Source organism: Agrococcus sp. KRD186 (assembly GCF_017168255.1).
Taxonomy (GTDB): Bacteria; Actinomycetota; Actinomycetes; order Actinomycetales; family Microbacteriaceae; genus Agrococcus.
The window spans coordinates 1,088,000-1,103,241 of sequence record NZ_JABFAP010000001.1 but is presented as its reverse complement, the minus strand read 5'-3'; the positions used below and the strand labels follow the sequence as shown (position 1 = coordinate 1,103,241).

Below are 15,242 nucleotides of genomic sequence, written 5' to 3'. Positions count from 1 at the left end.
TCTCGGGGCCGGGGGCCGCGGAGGACGTGGTCGGGGTGACGGAGGTGCCGGACGAGCCGGGGGTGCTGGTGACGGATGCGACGATGACGCGGGATGCGTCGGCATCGGCGGGTGCGGGGAAGGCGGTGCCGGGCATCGCGGCGGCTGCCGAGCCGTAGGCGACGGACTGCTGCAGGCGGCCTGCGGCGTCATCGCCGCGGGCCTCGGCGATCAGCCAGCCCGCGAGACTGGCATCGCCCGCGCCCACCGTCGAGCGCACGACGGTGGGCGGCGGTGCGGCGTGCAGCGTGTGCTCGGCGTCGGCGAGGATCGCGCCGTCGCCGCCGAGGGTGAGCAGCACGGTGCCGACGCCGCGGTCGACGAGCGCACGCGCTGCGGCCGCGGCGGTGCTGCCGTCGATCGTGCCGCGCACCAGGCCAAGCAGTTCCTCGAGCTCTTCATCGTTGGGCTTGACGAGGTCGACGCCGCCGGCGCGCACGGCTGCGGCGAGCGGTGCGCCCGAGCTGTCGACGGCGACGCGGATGCCCGGGCGTGCTTCGCGAGCGGCGCGGATGGCGTCGACCACCAGTTCGGCGTTCGCACCGGTCGGCAGCGAGCCGGCGATGACGAGCCACTCAGCCGCGCCGGCGTTCGCTCGCACTGCACCGAGCATGGCGGCGGCGGCCGCATCGTCGATCGCCGCGCCCGGCTCGTTGACCTTGGTGGTCGTGCCGTCCGGCTCAGTGAGCGCGAGGTTCGTCCGCACCCGCGCGCCGACCGGCACGCACACCGCGTCGACGCCGTCCGCGGCGAGCAGTGCGGCGAACCGGTCGTCGGGGCGGGCCATCACGATCGCGCGCGCGGCGACGCCGGCGGCGGCGAGCACGCGGGCGACGTTGACGCCCTTGCCGGCGGCGACCTCTGCTGCGGCGGCGGTCGCACGTTGCACTTCGCCGCGACCGAGGGCCCCGTCGAGCTCGACCGTGCGGTCGATTGAGGGGTTGAGGGTGAGCGTGAGGATCATGCGACCAGCACCTCACAACCGGCTGCCTCGAGCGCCGCGGCGAGCTCGCCGTCAGGTTCGGCGTCGGTGAGCAGCACGTCGAGCTGGTCGAGCGTGGCGAAGCGGCACAGCGACGCGGCGCCGAGCTTCGACGCGTCGGCGAGCACAGCGACGCGGCGGCCCGATGCGACGATCGCCTGCTTCACCGCCGCCTCGTCGGGGTCGGGCGTGGTGGCGCCGCTGCCGTCGAGCCCGTTGGCACCGAGCACGACGATGTCGGGGCGCAGCGCGTCGATCGCGAGCACGGTCTGCGCACCGACCGCAGCACCCGTGACCGCGCGGACCCTGCCGCCGAGCGCGTGCACCTCGATGGAGGGGTGCGCCGCGAGCTGCTGGGCGATCGCGGGGGAGTGCGTCGCCACCACGAGCCTCGGCCCCTCGGTGTGCGGCCAGGTCGCGACGAGCTCAGCGGCGAGCGCGGCGGTGGTCGTGCCGGCGTCGAGCAGCAGGCTGGTCGCGCCCGAGGCGAGCAGCCGCTCGCACGCGAGCCGCGCGATGCGGCGCTTGCCTGCGGCGTTGGCGTCGGTGCGCTCGGCGACCGCTGTCTCGACCAGGCTCGAACGGCCTGCGGCGACAGCCCCGCCGTGCACGCGCCGGGCGATGCCGGCCTGCTCGAGCGCGTCGAGGTCGCGGCGCACGGTCTCGGCCGTGATGCCGAGCTCGTGGGCGATGTCAGCGACGAGCACGCGGCCATCCGCCTGGATGCGTGCGGCGATCTCGTCGCGGCGCTGGGTTGCGAGCATGGGTGCCTCCTTGCGAGCACGCTAGCAGGCGAGCACAGAAAAACGCAACGAAACAAAGAAAAACGCAGACTAAGCGGCGCGACGATGCGCCCGGGCGCCCGGGCGACCGGGCGTCATGCGCCTGCCGGACTCGCGTCAGACGCCGCGCGCGAGCGCAGCGGCGCCGATGATGCCCGCGTTGTTCCGCAGCATCGCCGGCACGATGGGCGTCTTGAGGTCGAGCAGGGGCAGGAACTGCTCCGACGACTTCGAGACGCCGCCGCCGACCACGAACAGATCGGGAGAGAAGATGAACTCGAGGTGGCTGTAGTAGCGCTGCAGCCGTGCAGCCCACGCCTCCCAGCTGAGTTCCTCCCGCTCGCGGGCGCTGTTGGCGGCCCGCGACTCGGCGTCGTGGCCGTCGAGCTCGAGGTGGCCGAGCTCGACGTTCGGGATGAGCACGCCGTTGTAGATGAGCGCCCCGCCGATGCCGGTGCCGAGCGTCGTCAGGATGACGAGGCCCGAGGCATCCTTCGCCGCACCGTAGTGGTCCTCGGCGAAGCCCGCCGCATCCGCGTCGTTGACGAAGTGGATGTCGCGGCCCAGCGCATCCTCGAAGAGCTGCTCGGCCTCGAGGCCGATCCACGCCTTCGAGACGTTCGCGGCGCTCATCGTGCGGCCGTGCCGCACGATCGCAGGGAAGGTCACGCCTATCGGGGTGTCATCGTCGATGTCGAAGCGCTCGATGAGCTCGACCACCACGTCGCGGATCGCGTCGGGCTCGCCGCCCTCGGGCGTCGCGATCTTCTCGCGGTCGCTCAGCAGCTCACCGCTCTTGACGTCGACGAGCGCCGCCTTCACGCCGGTGCCGCCGATGTCCACGCCGACTGCCATCTGCTTCGATTTCGCCACGGCGTCGATCCTGCCACGGAATGTGTGCCGGGGCAGCCCGACCCTCAGGCGGAGGGCAGCGTGAGGATCTCGGCGCCCGTCTCGCGCACGACGATCGTGTGCTCGAACTGCGCCGTGATCGAGCGGTCCTTCGTCACGACCGTCCAGTCATCCGCCCACATGTCCCACTCGTGCGTGCCGAGCGTGAGCATCGGCTCGATCGTGAACACCATGCCCGGCACGATCTCGGTGTCGAATCGGTCGGTGTCGTAGTGGGGGATGATGAGACCCGAGTGGAACGACGTGCCCACGCCGTGCCCGGTGAAGTCGCGCACGACGCCGTAGCCGAAGCGCTTGGCGTACATCTCGATCGTGCGGCCGATGACGTTGACCCGGCGGCCCGGCAGCGCCGCCTTGATCGCGCGCCGCAGCGACTCCTCGGTGCGCTCGACCAGCTGCGTCACCTCGTCGCTCGCCGTCCCGGCGATGAAGGTGCGGTTCGAGTCGCCGTGCACGCCGTCCTTGTAGGCGGTGATGTCGATGTTGACGATGTCGCCCTCGCCGAGCACGGTGTCGTCGGGGATGCCGTGGCAGATGACCTCGTTGATGCTCGAGCAGACCGACTTGGGGAAGTCGCGGTAGCCGAGCGTCGAGGGGTACGCGCCGTGGCTTGTGACGTAGTCGTGCCCGATGGCGTCGAGCTCGTCGGTGGTGATGCCGGGCCGCACGGCGGCGCCGACGGCGGCGATCGCGTCGGCCGCGATGGTGCCTGCGGCGCGGATGCGCTCGACCGTCTCGTCGTCGTAGACGTCGCCGCCGGTGTGCTTGGCGGGGCCGGCCTTGCCGACGTACTCGGGCCTGGTGATGGATGGGTCGACCCGGCGCAGCGGGCCGATGCGGCCCGGGATGAGGTGACCTGAGGCGTCCTTGGGCATGTCCTCCATCCTAGGAGCGTCGGCTGCGGCCCGGCCGTCGCTGGAGCCGCCTCGCACCCGCTCGGCCGCTGTGCATCCGCTCGGCCTACACTGTGGCCTCATGAACGCTGCCGAGTACTGGTACAACCTCGAGACCGGTGTCGTCGAGGAGGGCATGGTCTCTCCCGGGTACGACCGGGCCGGGCCCTTCACGACGCGCGAGGAGGCCGCCCGCGCGCCCGAGATCATCAAGGAGCGCTCCCGCGCCTGGGCGGCGGAGGATGCCGCCGAGGACTCGTGGGGAGAGGGCGCCGATGGCGGTGCCGAGGCCCCGGAGGGCGATCCGGCCCAGCGCTGAGCCCGGCGTCACGCCGCGGCGAGCACCTTCCGCAGCGTGCGCAGGTTGCGGGTCGTGACGCGGTCCTTCGCGGTGCGCTCGAGCGCCTTCGCGAACGCGCTGGTGAGCGTCGTGCCCTTCGGGTTCGACCAGTGCACGACACCGTGGCCACCGCGCTTGCCTGCCGCGATCGACTCGCCGTCGCCCGGCTCGAGCTGCGCCAGCTCGGCGGCCAGTCGCGGCTCGAGCTCGAACACCACGTACGGCGTGTGCTCGTCGTCCTCGGCGTGCGGGTAGCCGTCCACGACCGCGGCGAGCGCGTCGATCGCGATTCCCAGCACCCGGATGCGCCTGCCGTACCGCGCTGCCAGGGCGGCCTCGGCGGCCTCGGCCGCGGACGACGCATCCGTCGCCGTCACCACGGCGTTCCCGCTGGCCAGCACGGTGACCACCTCGCCCATGCCCGCATCGGCGAGCAGCGCGCGCAGATCGGCCGAACGCACGGTGACGCCACCGACGTTGACGCCCCGCAGCAGCAGCGCGATGCGCATCGGGCTACTCGTACTCGTGCTCGGCCGCCGGGTAGGCGCCGCTGGCGACGTCCTCGCGGAACGCGATGGCGGCCTCCTCGAGCGTCTTCGCGAGCTGCGCGTACTGCTTGACGAACTTCGGGATGCGGCCGCTGGTCATGCCCGCCCAGTCGCTCCACACCAGCAGCTGGCCGTCGCAGTGCGGCCCGGCGCCGACCGAGAGCGTCGGGATCGAGAGCGCCTCGGTGACGAGCTTCGCCGACTCGGAGGGCACCATCTCGAGCACCACCGCGAACGCGCCGGCCTCCTCGACCGCGCGCGCATCGCGCAGCAGCTGCTCGGCACCCGCCTCACCGCGGCCCTGGATGACGTGGCCGCCCAGGCCGTGCTCGGACTGCGGCGTGTAGCCGACGTGGCCCATGACGGGGATGCCGGCCTCCACGACGCGGCGGATCTGCTCGGCCGAGCGCTCGCCGCCCTCGAGCTTGACGGCGTGGGCGCCGGTCTCCTTCATGAAGCGGATCGCGGTGTGCAGCGCCTCGCGGGCGTTGACCTCGTAGGAGCCGAAGGGCATGTCGGCGACCACGAGCGCGCGCTTCGCGGCCCGCGCGACCGCACGGGTGAGCGGGACGAGCTCGTCGACCGTCACCGGCAGCGTCGTGTCGTAGCCGAACACGGTGTTGCCGGCGGAGTCGCCGACCAGCAGGAAGTCGATGCCCGCGCTGTCGAACACCTGCGCGGAGAGGAAGTCGTAGCTCGTCAGCCCGACGATCTTGAGGCCGTCCTGCTTCGCCTTCTGGAAGTGCCGGATGCGCACGCGCTTCTGAGGGGCGCTCCCGCCGCCGTAGGGCGCGGCGGCCTCCTGGGGCTCGCCGGGCGTGACGGGGCCGCTCTCGTTGAATGCCATGCGCCCGAGCCTAGACCGCGCGGCGCGACCACTAGCCTGTGGGAAGGCGAGAGAGGGGCCGGGATGGACAAGCAGCAGGACTTCGTGCTTCGCACGATCGAGGAGCGCGGCGTCAAGTTCGTGCGACTCTGGTTCACGGACGTGCTGGGCTCGCTGAAGTCCGTCGCGATCGCGCCCGCAGAGGTCGAGGGCGCGTTCAGCGAGGGCATGGGCATCGACGGCTCGTCGATCGAGGGCCTCTCGCGCTCGTCCGAGGCTGATGTGATCGCCAAGGCCGACCCCTCGACGTTCCAGGTGCTGCCGTGGCGCGGCGAGACCGACCCGACCGCGCGCATGTTCTGCGACATCTACACGCCCGACGGCGAGCCGGCGGCGGCTGACCCCCGCAACGTGCTCAAGCGCACGCTGGCGAAGGCGGCCGACCGGGGCTTCAGCTTCTACACGCATCCCGAGTGCGAGTTCTACCTGCTGAAGTCGGCTGATGTGCGCAATCCTGAGCCGGTCGACCGCGCCGGCTACTTCGACAACGTGCCCGGCGGCACCGCGCACGACTTCCGACGCGCCTCCGTGCGCATGCTCGAGGACATCGGCATCTCGGTCGAGTTCAGCCACCACGAGGCCGGTCCCGGCCAGAACGAGATCGACCTGCGCTACGCCGACGCGCTCTCGACCGCCGACAACATCATGACCTTCCGCACGATCGTGAAGGAGGTCGCCATCTCTGAGGGCGTGTTCGCCACCTTCATGCCGAAGCCCTTCGAGGGGCAGCCCGGAAGCGGCATGCACACCCACATGTCGCTGTTCGAGGGCGAGCGCAACGCCTTCCACGACCCGAGCGGCAAGTACCAGCTCTCGAAGATGGGGCGCCAGTTCGTGGCCGGGCTGCTGCACCACGCGCCCGAGTTCACCGCCGTCACCAACCAGTTCGTCAACTCGTACAAGCGGCTGTGGGCCGGCGACGAGGCCCCCAGCTTCGTCAGCTGGGGCCACAACAACCGCTCGGCGCTCGTGCGCGTGCCGCTGTCGAAGCCGAACAAGGCGCAGTCGGCCCGCGTCGAGTACCGGGGGCTCGACTCGGCGGCGAACCCCTACCTGGCGTTCTCGGTGCTGATGGCCGCCGGCCTCAAGGGCATCGAGGAGGGCTACGAGCTGCCCGACGAGGCGGTCGAGGACATCTGGCAGCTCTCCGACAAGGAGCGCAGGGCGCTCGGCTACACGCCGCTGCCGACCAGTCTCGACGCGGCGCTGCAGGCGATGGAGGAATCCGAGCTCGTCGCCGAGACCCTCGGTGAGAAGGTCTTCTCGTTCTTCCTGCGCAACAAGCGCGAGGACTGGCGCAACTACCGCAATCAGGTCACCAGGGTCGAGCTCGAGTCGAACCTGCTCTCGCTCTGACGCATGCGCATCCCCTCGCCGCGGACGCGCCTGGCGCGCCTGGGGTACCGCGAGCCCGGCGCGGCCGAGGCGTGCCTCCACGAGCTGCCCGAGGCGCTGCGGGGCATGGCCGACGAGTGCGCGCGCACGGCCGACCCTGACACCGCGCTGCAGATGCTCGTGCGGCTCGTGCGCGCCGAGGTCGATCTGACGGATGCGCTGGGCGACGACGTGGCACGGGCGTCACTGCTGCGCGTGCTCGGGGGGTCGCAGGGCATCGCCGAGCACCTGGAACGGCATCCGGAGGATCTGGACGTCGTCATGCGCCCGGAGGAGTCGGAGGGCGCGGCCGCGTACCGCGCGAGCCTGCTGGAGGCGGTGGGCGCGCAGCAGCAGGGCCAGGGGCCGCTCGCGGCGACGCTGCCGCATGCCGAGGCGGTCGCCGCGATGCGCGGCCGCTACCGCAGGCACCTGGCAGAGCTGGTCGCCTGGGATCTCGCGCTCGAGGACCCGAAGGAGCGCGTCGACACCGTCTCGGCGGCGCTCGCCGATCTCGCCTCCGCGGCGCTGGAGGCGGGCATCGCCATCGCGCGCTCGGTCGCGCGCGAGCGCTTCGGCGCCGTCGCCGATCGCGTGCAGCTGGCGGTGATCGGCATGGGCAAGACCGGCGCCCGAGAGCTCAACTACCTCAGCGACGTCGACGTCATCTGGGTGCACGGCGTGGATGGGCACGGGCTGGATGCGCGCGGCGTGGATGCCGATGCGGCCGCCGGCGAGCTCGACGACAGCAGGGTGACGCAGATCGCGACGCTCCTCGCCCGCGAGACCACCGCGGCATGCACGCAGTTCCAGGCGACGCCGCCGCTGTGGGAGGTCGACGCCAACCTGCGCCCGGAGGGCAAGGACGGCGCTCTCACCCGCACGCTCGCCTCGCACGTCGCCTACTACGAGCGCTGGGCGAAGTCGTGGGAGTTCCAGGCGCTGCTGAAGGCGCGGCCCATCGCCGGCGATGAGGAGCTCGGCGCCGCGTACGACGCTGCCGTGCGCTCGCTGGTGTGGGAGTCGTCCAGCCGCGACGGCTTCGTCGACTCGGTGCAGCGGATGCGCGAGCGGGTCACCGAGCACATCCCGGCGGACGAGGTGGACCGGCAGCTGAAGCTCGGCCCTGGCGGCCTGCGCGACATCGAGTTCACCGTGCAGCTGCTGCAGCTCGTGCACGGCGCCGACGATCCCTCGCTGCGGCAGCGCGGCACGCTCGAGGCGCTCGACGCGCTCGCGGCCAGGGGCATCGTGGGCCGCTCCGACCGTGACGAGTTCAGCGACCACTACCGGTTCCTGCGCGTCATCGAGCACCGCATCCAGTTCTGGCGCATGCGTCGCACCCACCTGATGCCGACGGAGGACGACGAGCTGCGCAGGCTCGCCCGCACCGCCCGCATCGACAGCGCGACTGAGCTGGTGGCGCAGTGGCAGGCCGTGCGGCGGGCCGTGCGCAGCCTGCACGAGCGCATCTTCTACCGCCCGCTGCTGGGCGCGGTCGCCTCGCTCGAGCGCGACGACGTGCAGCTGACGCCCGAGGCCGCCCAGCGGCGCCTGCAGGCATCCGGCTACGTCGACCCGAAGGGCGCGCTCGGCCACATCGCCGAGCTCACGGCGGGACACACCCGTCGCGCGCAGATCCAGCGGCTGCTGCTGCCGGTGCTGCTGGGCTGGTTCGCCGAGGGCGCCGTGCCCGACATGGGGCTGCTGGCGTTCCGCCGGCTGAGCGAGGCGCTGGGCGAGAGCCCGTGGTTCCTGCGCATGCTGCGCGACTCGCCGGTGGCGGCGCGCAGGCTCACCAACCTGCTCTCCTCCTCGCGGCTGATCGGCGCGCTGATGGAGCGCATCCCCGAGTCGGCCTCATGGCTCGACAGCGACGAGCAGCTGCGGCCGCGATCGGAGGAGGCGCTGAGGGAGGAGGCCTCGGCCGTCCTGACCCGCCACAGGGACGACCCGGAGGCGCTGCAGCGCGCGCTGCGCGGCCTGCGCCGCCGCGAACACCTGCGCGTGGCGATCGCCAGCGCCCTGCAGCGCATCGACGAGACGGGCGTCGGCGCGGCGCTCACCGCGATCGCCGCGGCGCTCGTCGACGCCGCCGTCTCCCTGCACCGCCCGGAGGGACTCGAGCTCGCGATCATCACCATGGGCCGCACGGGAGGGCGGGAGATCGGCTTCGGCAGCGACATCGACGTGATGCACGTCGCGCGCGGCGGCGATGACCCGGTGGCGGCCGCCACCACCGTGGTGCGCAAGGTGCAGGAGACGCTGAACGACCCGACGCTGCCGTTCGAGCTGGATGCGGGGCTGCGGCCCGAGGGACGCCAGGGACCGCTGGTGCGCACGGTGGACAGCTACCGCGCCTACTACGACCGCTGGTCGGAGCCGTGGGAGGCGCAGGCGCTGCTGCGCGCGCGGCCGTTCGCCGGCGACGCAGGCCTCGCCGACGAGCTGATGGCGATCATCGACGAGCGCCGCTACCCGGCGGAGTTCCCGGCCTCATCGGTGCGGGAGGTGCGGCGCATCAAGGCGCGCGTCGAGGCCGAGCGGCTGCCGCAGGCGGCCGACCGCCGCCGCCACCTCAAGCTCGGCGACGGAGCGCTCAGCGATGTCGAGTGGCTCGTGCAGCTGCTGCAGCTGCGCCACGCGGGCCACGAGGCGAGCCTGCGCACCCCCTCGACGCTCGAGGCGCTGACGGCTGCCGCCCGCGCCGACCTCATCGCCGATCGCGATGCCGACGTGCTGCGCGAGGCATGGCTGCTCGCCACCCGCATCCGCAACGCGCTCGCGCTCGCGCGCGCCCGATCCATCGACCTGCTGCCGGAGGATCGCGGCGAGCTCGAGGCGGTCGCCCGGCTGGTCGGCCTGCCCGCGGGCTCTGCGGCAGCGCTCGAGGAGCAGTACCTCGCCACCACCCGGCGCTCGCGCCGCGTCTTCGACCGCTGCTTCTACGACGACTGACGAGGTGGACATCCGGTGGCAAGCCCGCTGCAGATGCCCCGGAATGGCTGTTGAGTGAGGATGGCACGGCCGCTGAGCGCGCGAGCCCGACGTCGAGGGGTCGCCACCGCCCCTCGGCGATGGCGACCCCTCGGCACGTTGCCGATTGTCAGCTCGTCCGGTCGAGCTTCCAGCGGCGCGTCTCGGGCGCGAGCAGTCCCGTCACGAGCGTGATCGCCGTCACAGCCATCAGGTACCAGATGAAGACGTGCTGGAGATCGTTGCTCGCGAACCATGTGTTCAGATACGGCGCAGTACCACCGAAGATGGCCGTGGCGAGCGACAAGGGTGCCGCGACACCCGCAGCGCGAACCGACGTGGGGAACACCTCGGCCCAGACCGCGCCGTTGACGGCGAAGAGGCACGCCATCAGCACCAGAGCGATGGTCATCGCGAGGAACAGACCCCAGAAGGAGCCATCGATCATGCCGTTCAGCACGAACGACAGGGCTATGAAGCCCACTCCGAACGCGATGATCAGCGGACGGCGCCCGATGCGGTCGCCGAGCATGCCCAGCAGCGGGAGCGCGATGAGGAACACGACTTGCGCGAGGAGCGCCGCGAGCAGCGCGCTTCCGGCATCTTGCCCGCGTGCAACCTGAGCGTAGGTCGGCGCATAGATCAGCCAGGTGTAGAACATGATGGATCCACCGGCGGACAGGCCCATGACGATGGCGACTCCCGACAGGTGCGGGCGGAGGCGCTGCCACAGCGGTGCACGCGGTTCCTTGCGGCGCTCGGACGGCTCGTCGACGACGGCCGTCTCCTGGATCCTGCGGCGCAGCCACAGCGCGTAGAGACCGAGGAGGCCGCCGAGGCCGAATGCGACGCGCCAGCCCCAGCCGGCGATGTCTGATTCGCTGAGCAGATTGGTCACGGCGAGTCCGGTCAGCGTGGCCAGCATAGTGCCGAGGATCACACTGACCCAGGATGAGCTGCCCCAGAGCGCGCGCCGTCCGTCCGGCGCCCGCTCGACGAGGTAGGTCACAGCCGTTCCCATCTCTCCTCCGTGCGCGAGGCCCTGCACGAGCCGGGCCAAGAGCAGGATGATGGATGCCGCGACGCCTACCGCGCCGTAGGTGGGTGATACGGCGATGACGAGGCTCCCGACCGCGACGATCGCCATCGCAAGGGTGAGCGCCGTCTTGCGTCCGTGGCGATCGGCGTATCTGCCGAACAGCCACCCGCCAAGGGGGCGCGTGACGAAGCCCACCGCGAAGACCGCGAGTGTCGCGAGCAACGCAGCGACGGGGTCATCAGTCGGAAAGAATTGACCGGCGAAGTACGGCGCGAAGATCGTGTAGATCGTCCAGTCGTACCACTCAAGTGTGTTGCCGGCATTGACCGCGATGAGATCGCGGGCGCGATGACCCTTGCTGTCGACGATGGTCGAGCCAGAGCCGACGACGTTGTCGGTGTTGGATGTCATGGTTCTCGTGTTCCTAGTCGTGTTTCTGATGTACGGGGCGGTCAGGCCGGGGAGCCTTCGAGCCCCAGTTGGGCGTCACCGTCAGCGCCGGGAACGCGCATCTCGAACGTCTCGGTCACACTCGTGTAATCGAAGTAGCCGAGCCGCGCGAGCGGGCGGATTCGGGGGATGTCGAGCTTGCCCTCGGGCGTGACGAAGGTGTCGTCGACGTGGATGCGCTCGACTTGACCGAAGACGATGTCGATCGCACCGACGGTGGAGCTGCCTGGCAGGCGGTGAGTCGAGTGGTAGCGGACCTCGAAATGACAGGGGCTCTCAGCGACCATCGGACCGGGTGCGAGCTCGGCGGAGACCTTGGACACGCCCGCCCGCTCGAACTCGCTCTCGCTCGGCGGCAGCGCCATCGCGCTGATGTTGACGGCTTCGCGCAGATCCCAAGTCGCCATGTTCCAGACGAACCACCCGGTCTCTTCAGCGTTGATCACGGTGTCCTTGCGGCGCCCGTCCGGGTACTGGTTCGCCGAGAACATCACCATCGGAGGATCGAAGGTGAGGTTCTGCCACTGGCTGTACGGCGCGAGGTTCTCGACGCCGTCGACGCTGACGGTCGACAGCCAGCCGATCGGACGCGGGACTGTGCAGCTCTTGAACGGTGAGTAGGGCAGAGGGCTCTTCTCGCGGCTCGGATCGTACTTCATCGTCGCTCCTGTTGCTCGTTGATGGTGAAACATCCATCCAACCGATATACAACCAACATATCGGCACTGATGCAAGAGTCGATACCGCGTACGCTTGAGCTCGTGGCAGACGAGCGCCCGCACGAGGGGAGTCGGATGAGCAACGGCGGTAAGGCCGAAGAGGCATACCAGGCGATTGAGGCACTCATCGTGTTCCAGCGTCTCGAGCCTGGGTCGCTGGTTTCCGAAGCGCAGCTGACCGAACTCACCGGACTCGGGCGCACACCGGTGCGAGAGGCGCTCCAGCGCTTGGCCCGCCACCGGATGGTGCACATCTATCCGAACCGGGGTGTGCTCATCCCCGCGACGTCAGTGGAGGAGCAGCTGCGGCTTCTCGAACTGCGGCTCGCCTTGGAGCAGCTTGCCGTGCAGCTCGCCTGCGAACGCGCCACCGCCGCCGACCGCGCCTCGATGGAGGGCATGGTGGGCATGCTGGCGCAGGACGGCGTGGACATGGATGCGTACGCGGGCACGGTGCGAGAGACGCACATGCAGATCGTGCGCGCCGCGCACAACGACTACCTGGCCGACGCCATCGCTCCGGTACAGGGGCTGTCGAGACGATTCTGGTTCGCTCACGTGAGCGATGAAGCTTCTGAGATCCGTACCGGCGCGCGGCTGCATCGAGCGATCCTCACTGCAGTTCTGGGTGGCGAGGTCCGTGCCGCCGAGGCAGCGGTCCGAGCGCTCAACCGCTATCTCGTGGAGTTTGCATACGCGACGATTCGGCCGCCGAAGATCACCGACGGCCGTTCATAGTCGATGCGGCCGAACTGTCGCCCACATCGTGGACCGAGCTCAACGACGACTGAGCGCAGCGCCTTGCAGGCGAGTGCGGTAGACCTCCTTGGAGAACGAGCACTCGCGCGTCCGAAGGGCTCTTCTACGCCTGCGGCTCTTCCAGCTTGAAGCCGACCTTGATCGTGACTTGGAAGTGCAGCACCTGTTCGTCGTCGGCGTGGCCGCGCACCGAGACGACCTCGAACCAGTCGATGTTGCGGATGGTCTGGCCGGCACGCTCGATGCCGTTGCGGATCGCGGCGTCCATGCCGTCCGGCGACGTGCCGACGATCTCCGAGACGCTGTAGGTATGGCTGCTCATGGACTGCTCCTTCGACGTTGAAGACTCGCGATGCTGCGCGCGTGTCCACCATGGCACCGGTCGCGCCGACGGGCCACCCGCTGATCGACCTGCCGGTCGCCGCTCCGCTTGCAGCGCGCATCGTGCCGAGGCTGCGGCGCAGTGCATCTACGACCCGGCGAAGCGGTGCACGTAGCGGCGCTGCCAGAGCGTCTCCACCGCGCGCGGGTGGTAGTGCTCGCGCACGAACGCGACGGCGCTCCCGGCGGGGACGCCGTCGAGGATCGCGATGCACGCGAGCGCGGTGCCGGTCCTGCCGCGGCCGCCGACGCACGCGACCTCCACGCGCTCGGAGGCAGCGCGGTGCCATGCTTCGCGGAGCGCGGCTGCGGCGTCGCGGCGATCGGCGGGCGCCCGAGAATCCGCCAGCGCACCCTCCGCGCATGCCACGGCACGGGCGGAGGGGGCTCCGGGAGAAGATAGAGCCCGAACTCCGGCGCCATGCCATCGGGTGCCGGATGGCCCAAGCCGCGGCCGCGGACCAGCCGACCCGACGGCAGGGCGAGGACGCCGTCGTCCGAGGCGCTCCAGGCATCGACGCTCACGACTGTAGGCGGCGCCGATCGGCCGACGGCGCGCATCCGCCCCTCATGCCCTTTGCGCGAGCGCGGGGCCGGGTCCCTGAAGGAACCCGGCCCCGCGTGCGCAGCCGTGTCAGACGCCGTAGTAGAGCTCGAACTCGTACGGGTGCGGACGAAGCGCCATCGGCAGGATCTCGTGCTCGCGCTTGTAGGCGATCCAGGTGTCGATGAGGTCCTTCGTGAACACGTTGCCCTCGAGCAGGAACTCGTGGTCGTTCTCGAGCGCGACCAGCGCCTCCTCGAGCGTGCCGGGCACCTGCGGGATGTTCTTGGCCTCCTCGGGCGGCAGCTCGTAGAGGTCCTTGTCGATCGGGTCCAGCGGCTCGATCCGGTTCTTGATGCCGTCGAGGCCGGCCATCATCTGCGCGGCGAAGGCGAGGTACGGGTTCGACGCGGCGTCCGGCACACGGAACTCGATGCGCTTGGCCTTCGGGTTCGAGCCGGTGATCGGGATGCGCACGGCGGCGGAGCGGTTGCCGGCCGAGTAGGCGAGGTTCACCGGCGCCTCGAAGCCCTTGACCAGGCGTCGGTAGGAGTTGATCGACGGGTTGGTGAACGCGAGCACCGCGGGAGCGTGCTTCAGCAGTCCGCCGATGTACCAGCGAGCGGTGTCGGAGAGGTTGCCGTAGCCGTTCTCGTCGAAGAACAGCGGCTTGCCGTCGAGCCACAGCGACTGGTGCGTGTGCATGCCCGAGCCGTTGTCGCCGAACAGCGGCTTGGGCATGAAGGTGGCCGTCTGGCCCCACTGCTCCGCCGTGTTCTTGACGATGTACTTGAACGCCAGGATCTCATCCGCCGACTTCACCATGGTGTTGAAGCGGTAATTGATCTCGGCCTGGCCGGCGGTGCCCACCTCGTGGTGGCTGCGCTCGACCTGCAGGCCGATCGCCTCGAGCTTGAGCACGATGTCGTCGCGCAGGTCGGCCTGCTTGTCGACGGGGGAGACGGGGAAGTAGCCGCCCTTGAAGGGGGTCTTGTTGCCCAGGTTGCCTCCCTCCTCGACGCGGCCGGAGTTCCAGGCCGCCTCTTCGGAGTCGATCGCGTAGAAGGAGCCCTCCGGCTTCACCTCGTAGCGGATGTCGTCGAAGATGTAGAACTCGGCCTCGGGCGCGAAGAAGGCGGTATCGGCGATGCCGGTCGAGGTCAGGTACTGCTCTGCCTTGTGCGCCACCTGGCGCGGGTCGCGGTGGTAGATCTCGCCCGTGCGCGGGTTGTAGATGTCGAAGATCATCACGAGCGTCTTCGCGTCGCGGAAGGGGTCGATGTAGGCGGTCGTGACATCGGGGATGAGCTGCATGTCCGACTCGTGGATGCTCGCGAAGCCGCGGATCGACGAGCCGTCGAAGAGCTGGCCGACGCTGAAGAACTCCTCGTCGACGGTCGACGCTGGGATGTTGAAGTGCTGCTGCACACCCGGCAGGTCGGTGAAGCGGATGTCGAGGAAAGCCACCCCCTCGTCCTTGATGTAGGCGAGGACCTCGGAGGAATCCTTGAACATGGTGCTCCTTGACTTGGGCGTGCGGGTGGGCGGTGGGCGGTTGCCGTGACCTCGACGCTACGCGGGAGCCGTTGCTCGTCGGTGACGCCGATGTTTCGGCGGT

General features: G+C 70.3%; 15 protein-coding genes. 4 read left to right on the top strand and 11 right to left on the bottom strand.

Going from position 1 to position 15,242, the window contains the following annotated elements:
• The 4 genes from J1M46_RS05275 to map all read right to left on the bottom strand — a co-directional run.
• The coding region (locus tag J1M46_RS05275) for a 1-phosphofructokinase family hexose kinase (protein ID WP_206446873.1) at nt 1-1,003 on the bottom strand (1,003 nt) is incomplete at its 3' end.
• Nucleotides 1,000-1,785, bottom strand: a complete 786-nt coding sequence (locus J1M46_RS05270) for a DeoR/GlpR family DNA-binding transcription regulator (RefSeq protein WP_206446872.1) — start codon at nt 1,783-1,785, stop codon at nt 1,000-1,002. The genes J1M46_RS05270 and J1M46_RS05275, both read right to left, overlap by 4 nt.
• A gap of 135 nt (nt 1,786-1,920) precedes the next feature.
• Nucleotides 1,921-2,658 (bottom strand): polyphosphate--glucose phosphotransferase, encoded by a 738-nt coding sequence (ppgK, locus tag J1M46_RS05265; protein WP_206448590.1) that lies wholly within the window; start codon nt 2,656-2,658, stop codon nt 1,921-1,923.
• A 62-nt stretch (nt 2,659-2,720) separates the two neighbouring features.
• Entirely contained in the window at nt 2,721-3,590 is an 870-nt protein-coding gene (gene map / locus J1M46_RS05260) for a type I methionyl aminopeptidase (protein WP_206446871.1), read from the bottom strand.
• Nucleotides 3,591-3,690: 100 nt separating this feature from the next.
• Here map and J1M46_RS05255 point away from each other — a divergent pair, with 100 nt between their 5' ends.
• Nucleotides 3,691-3,927: an SPOR domain-containing protein gene (locus J1M46_RS05255; RefSeq protein WP_206446870.1), complete on the top strand. Its 237-nt coding sequence runs from the start codon at nt 3,691-3,693 to the stop codon at nt 3,925-3,927.
• Nucleotides 3,928-3,935: 8 nt separating this feature from the next.
• Here the strand turns inward: J1M46_RS05255 and J1M46_RS05250 are convergent, their stop codons facing one another.
• The gene (locus J1M46_RS05250; protein WP_206446869.1) at nt 3,936-4,457 is read right to left on the bottom strand and encodes a DUF1697 domain-containing protein; all 522 of its coding nucleotides are present in this window, start codon (nt 4,455-4,457) and stop codon (nt 3,936-3,938) included.
• A gap of 4 nt (nt 4,458-4,461) precedes the next feature.
• A complete protein-coding gene (gene panB, locus J1M46_RS05245; protein ID WP_206446868.1) occupies nt 4,462-5,343 on the bottom strand; it encodes a 3-methyl-2-oxobutanoate hydroxymethyltransferase in 882 nt (293 codons plus the stop codon).
• A gap of 63 nt (nt 5,344-5,406) precedes the next feature.
• Here panB and J1M46_RS05240 point away from each other — a divergent pair, with 63 nt between their 5' ends.
• Both J1M46_RS05240 and J1M46_RS05235 read left to right on the top strand, forming a co-directional pair.
• On the top strand, nt 5,407-6,738 hold the full coding sequence (locus J1M46_RS05240) for a glutamine synthetase family protein (RefSeq protein WP_206446867.1): 1,332 nt from the start codon (nt 5,407-5,409) through the stop codon (nt 6,736-6,738).
• Between the two features lie 3 nt (nt 6,739-6,741).
• Nucleotides 6,742-9,714: a bifunctional [glutamine synthetase] adenylyltransferase/[glutamine synthetase]-adenylyl-L-tyrosine phosphorylase gene (locus J1M46_RS05235; RefSeq protein WP_206446866.1), complete on the top strand. Its 2,973-nt coding sequence runs from the start codon at nt 6,742-6,744 to the stop codon at nt 9,712-9,714.
• A gap of 148 nt (nt 9,715-9,862) precedes the next feature.
• Here J1M46_RS05235 and J1M46_RS05230 read toward each other — a convergent pair whose 3' ends face one another.
• Nucleotides 9,863-11,182, bottom strand: a complete 1,320-nt coding sequence (locus J1M46_RS05230; RefSeq protein ID WP_206446865.1) for an MFS transporter — start codon at nt 11,180-11,182, stop codon at nt 9,863-9,865.
• Nucleotides 11,183-11,223: 41 nt separating this feature from the next.
• Nucleotides 11,224-11,880 (bottom strand): flavin reductase family protein, encoded by a 657-nt coding sequence (locus J1M46_RS05225; protein WP_206446864.1) that lies wholly within the window; start codon nt 11,878-11,880, stop codon nt 11,224-11,226.
• Nucleotides 11,881-11,982: 102 nt separating this feature from the next.
• Between J1M46_RS05225 and J1M46_RS05220 the strand changes: the two genes are divergently transcribed.
• Nucleotides 11,983-12,678: a GntR family transcriptional regulator gene (locus tag J1M46_RS05220; RefSeq protein WP_342384283.1), complete on the top strand. Its 696-nt coding sequence runs from the start codon at nt 11,983-11,985 to the stop codon at nt 12,676-12,678.
• A gap of 124 nt (nt 12,679-12,802) precedes the next feature.
• On the opposite strand, the gene J1M46_RS05215 is transcribed toward J1M46_RS05220, so the two are convergent.
• The 3 genes from J1M46_RS05215 to glnA form a co-directional block, all read right to left on the bottom strand.
• Entirely contained in the window at nt 12,803-13,021 is a 219-nt protein-coding gene (locus J1M46_RS05215) for a dodecin (RefSeq protein ID WP_206446863.1), read from the bottom strand.
• A 147-nt stretch (nt 13,022-13,168) separates the two neighbouring features.
• Nucleotides 13,169-13,345 carry a protein-tyrosine phosphatase family protein gene (locus J1M46_RS15275; RefSeq protein ID WP_241249024.1) on the bottom strand — a complete coding sequence of 59 codons (177 nt, stop codon included), beginning with the start codon at nt 13,343-13,345 and terminating at the stop codon, nt 13,169-13,171.
• A 369-nt stretch (nt 13,346-13,714) separates the two neighbouring features.
• The gene (gene glnA / locus J1M46_RS05205) at nt 13,715-15,139 is read right to left on the bottom strand and encodes a type I glutamate--ammonia ligase (protein ID WP_206446862.1); all 1,425 of its coding nucleotides are present in this window, start codon (nt 15,137-15,139) and stop codon (nt 13,715-13,717) included.
• Nucleotides 15,140-15,242 lie beyond the last annotated feature (103 nt).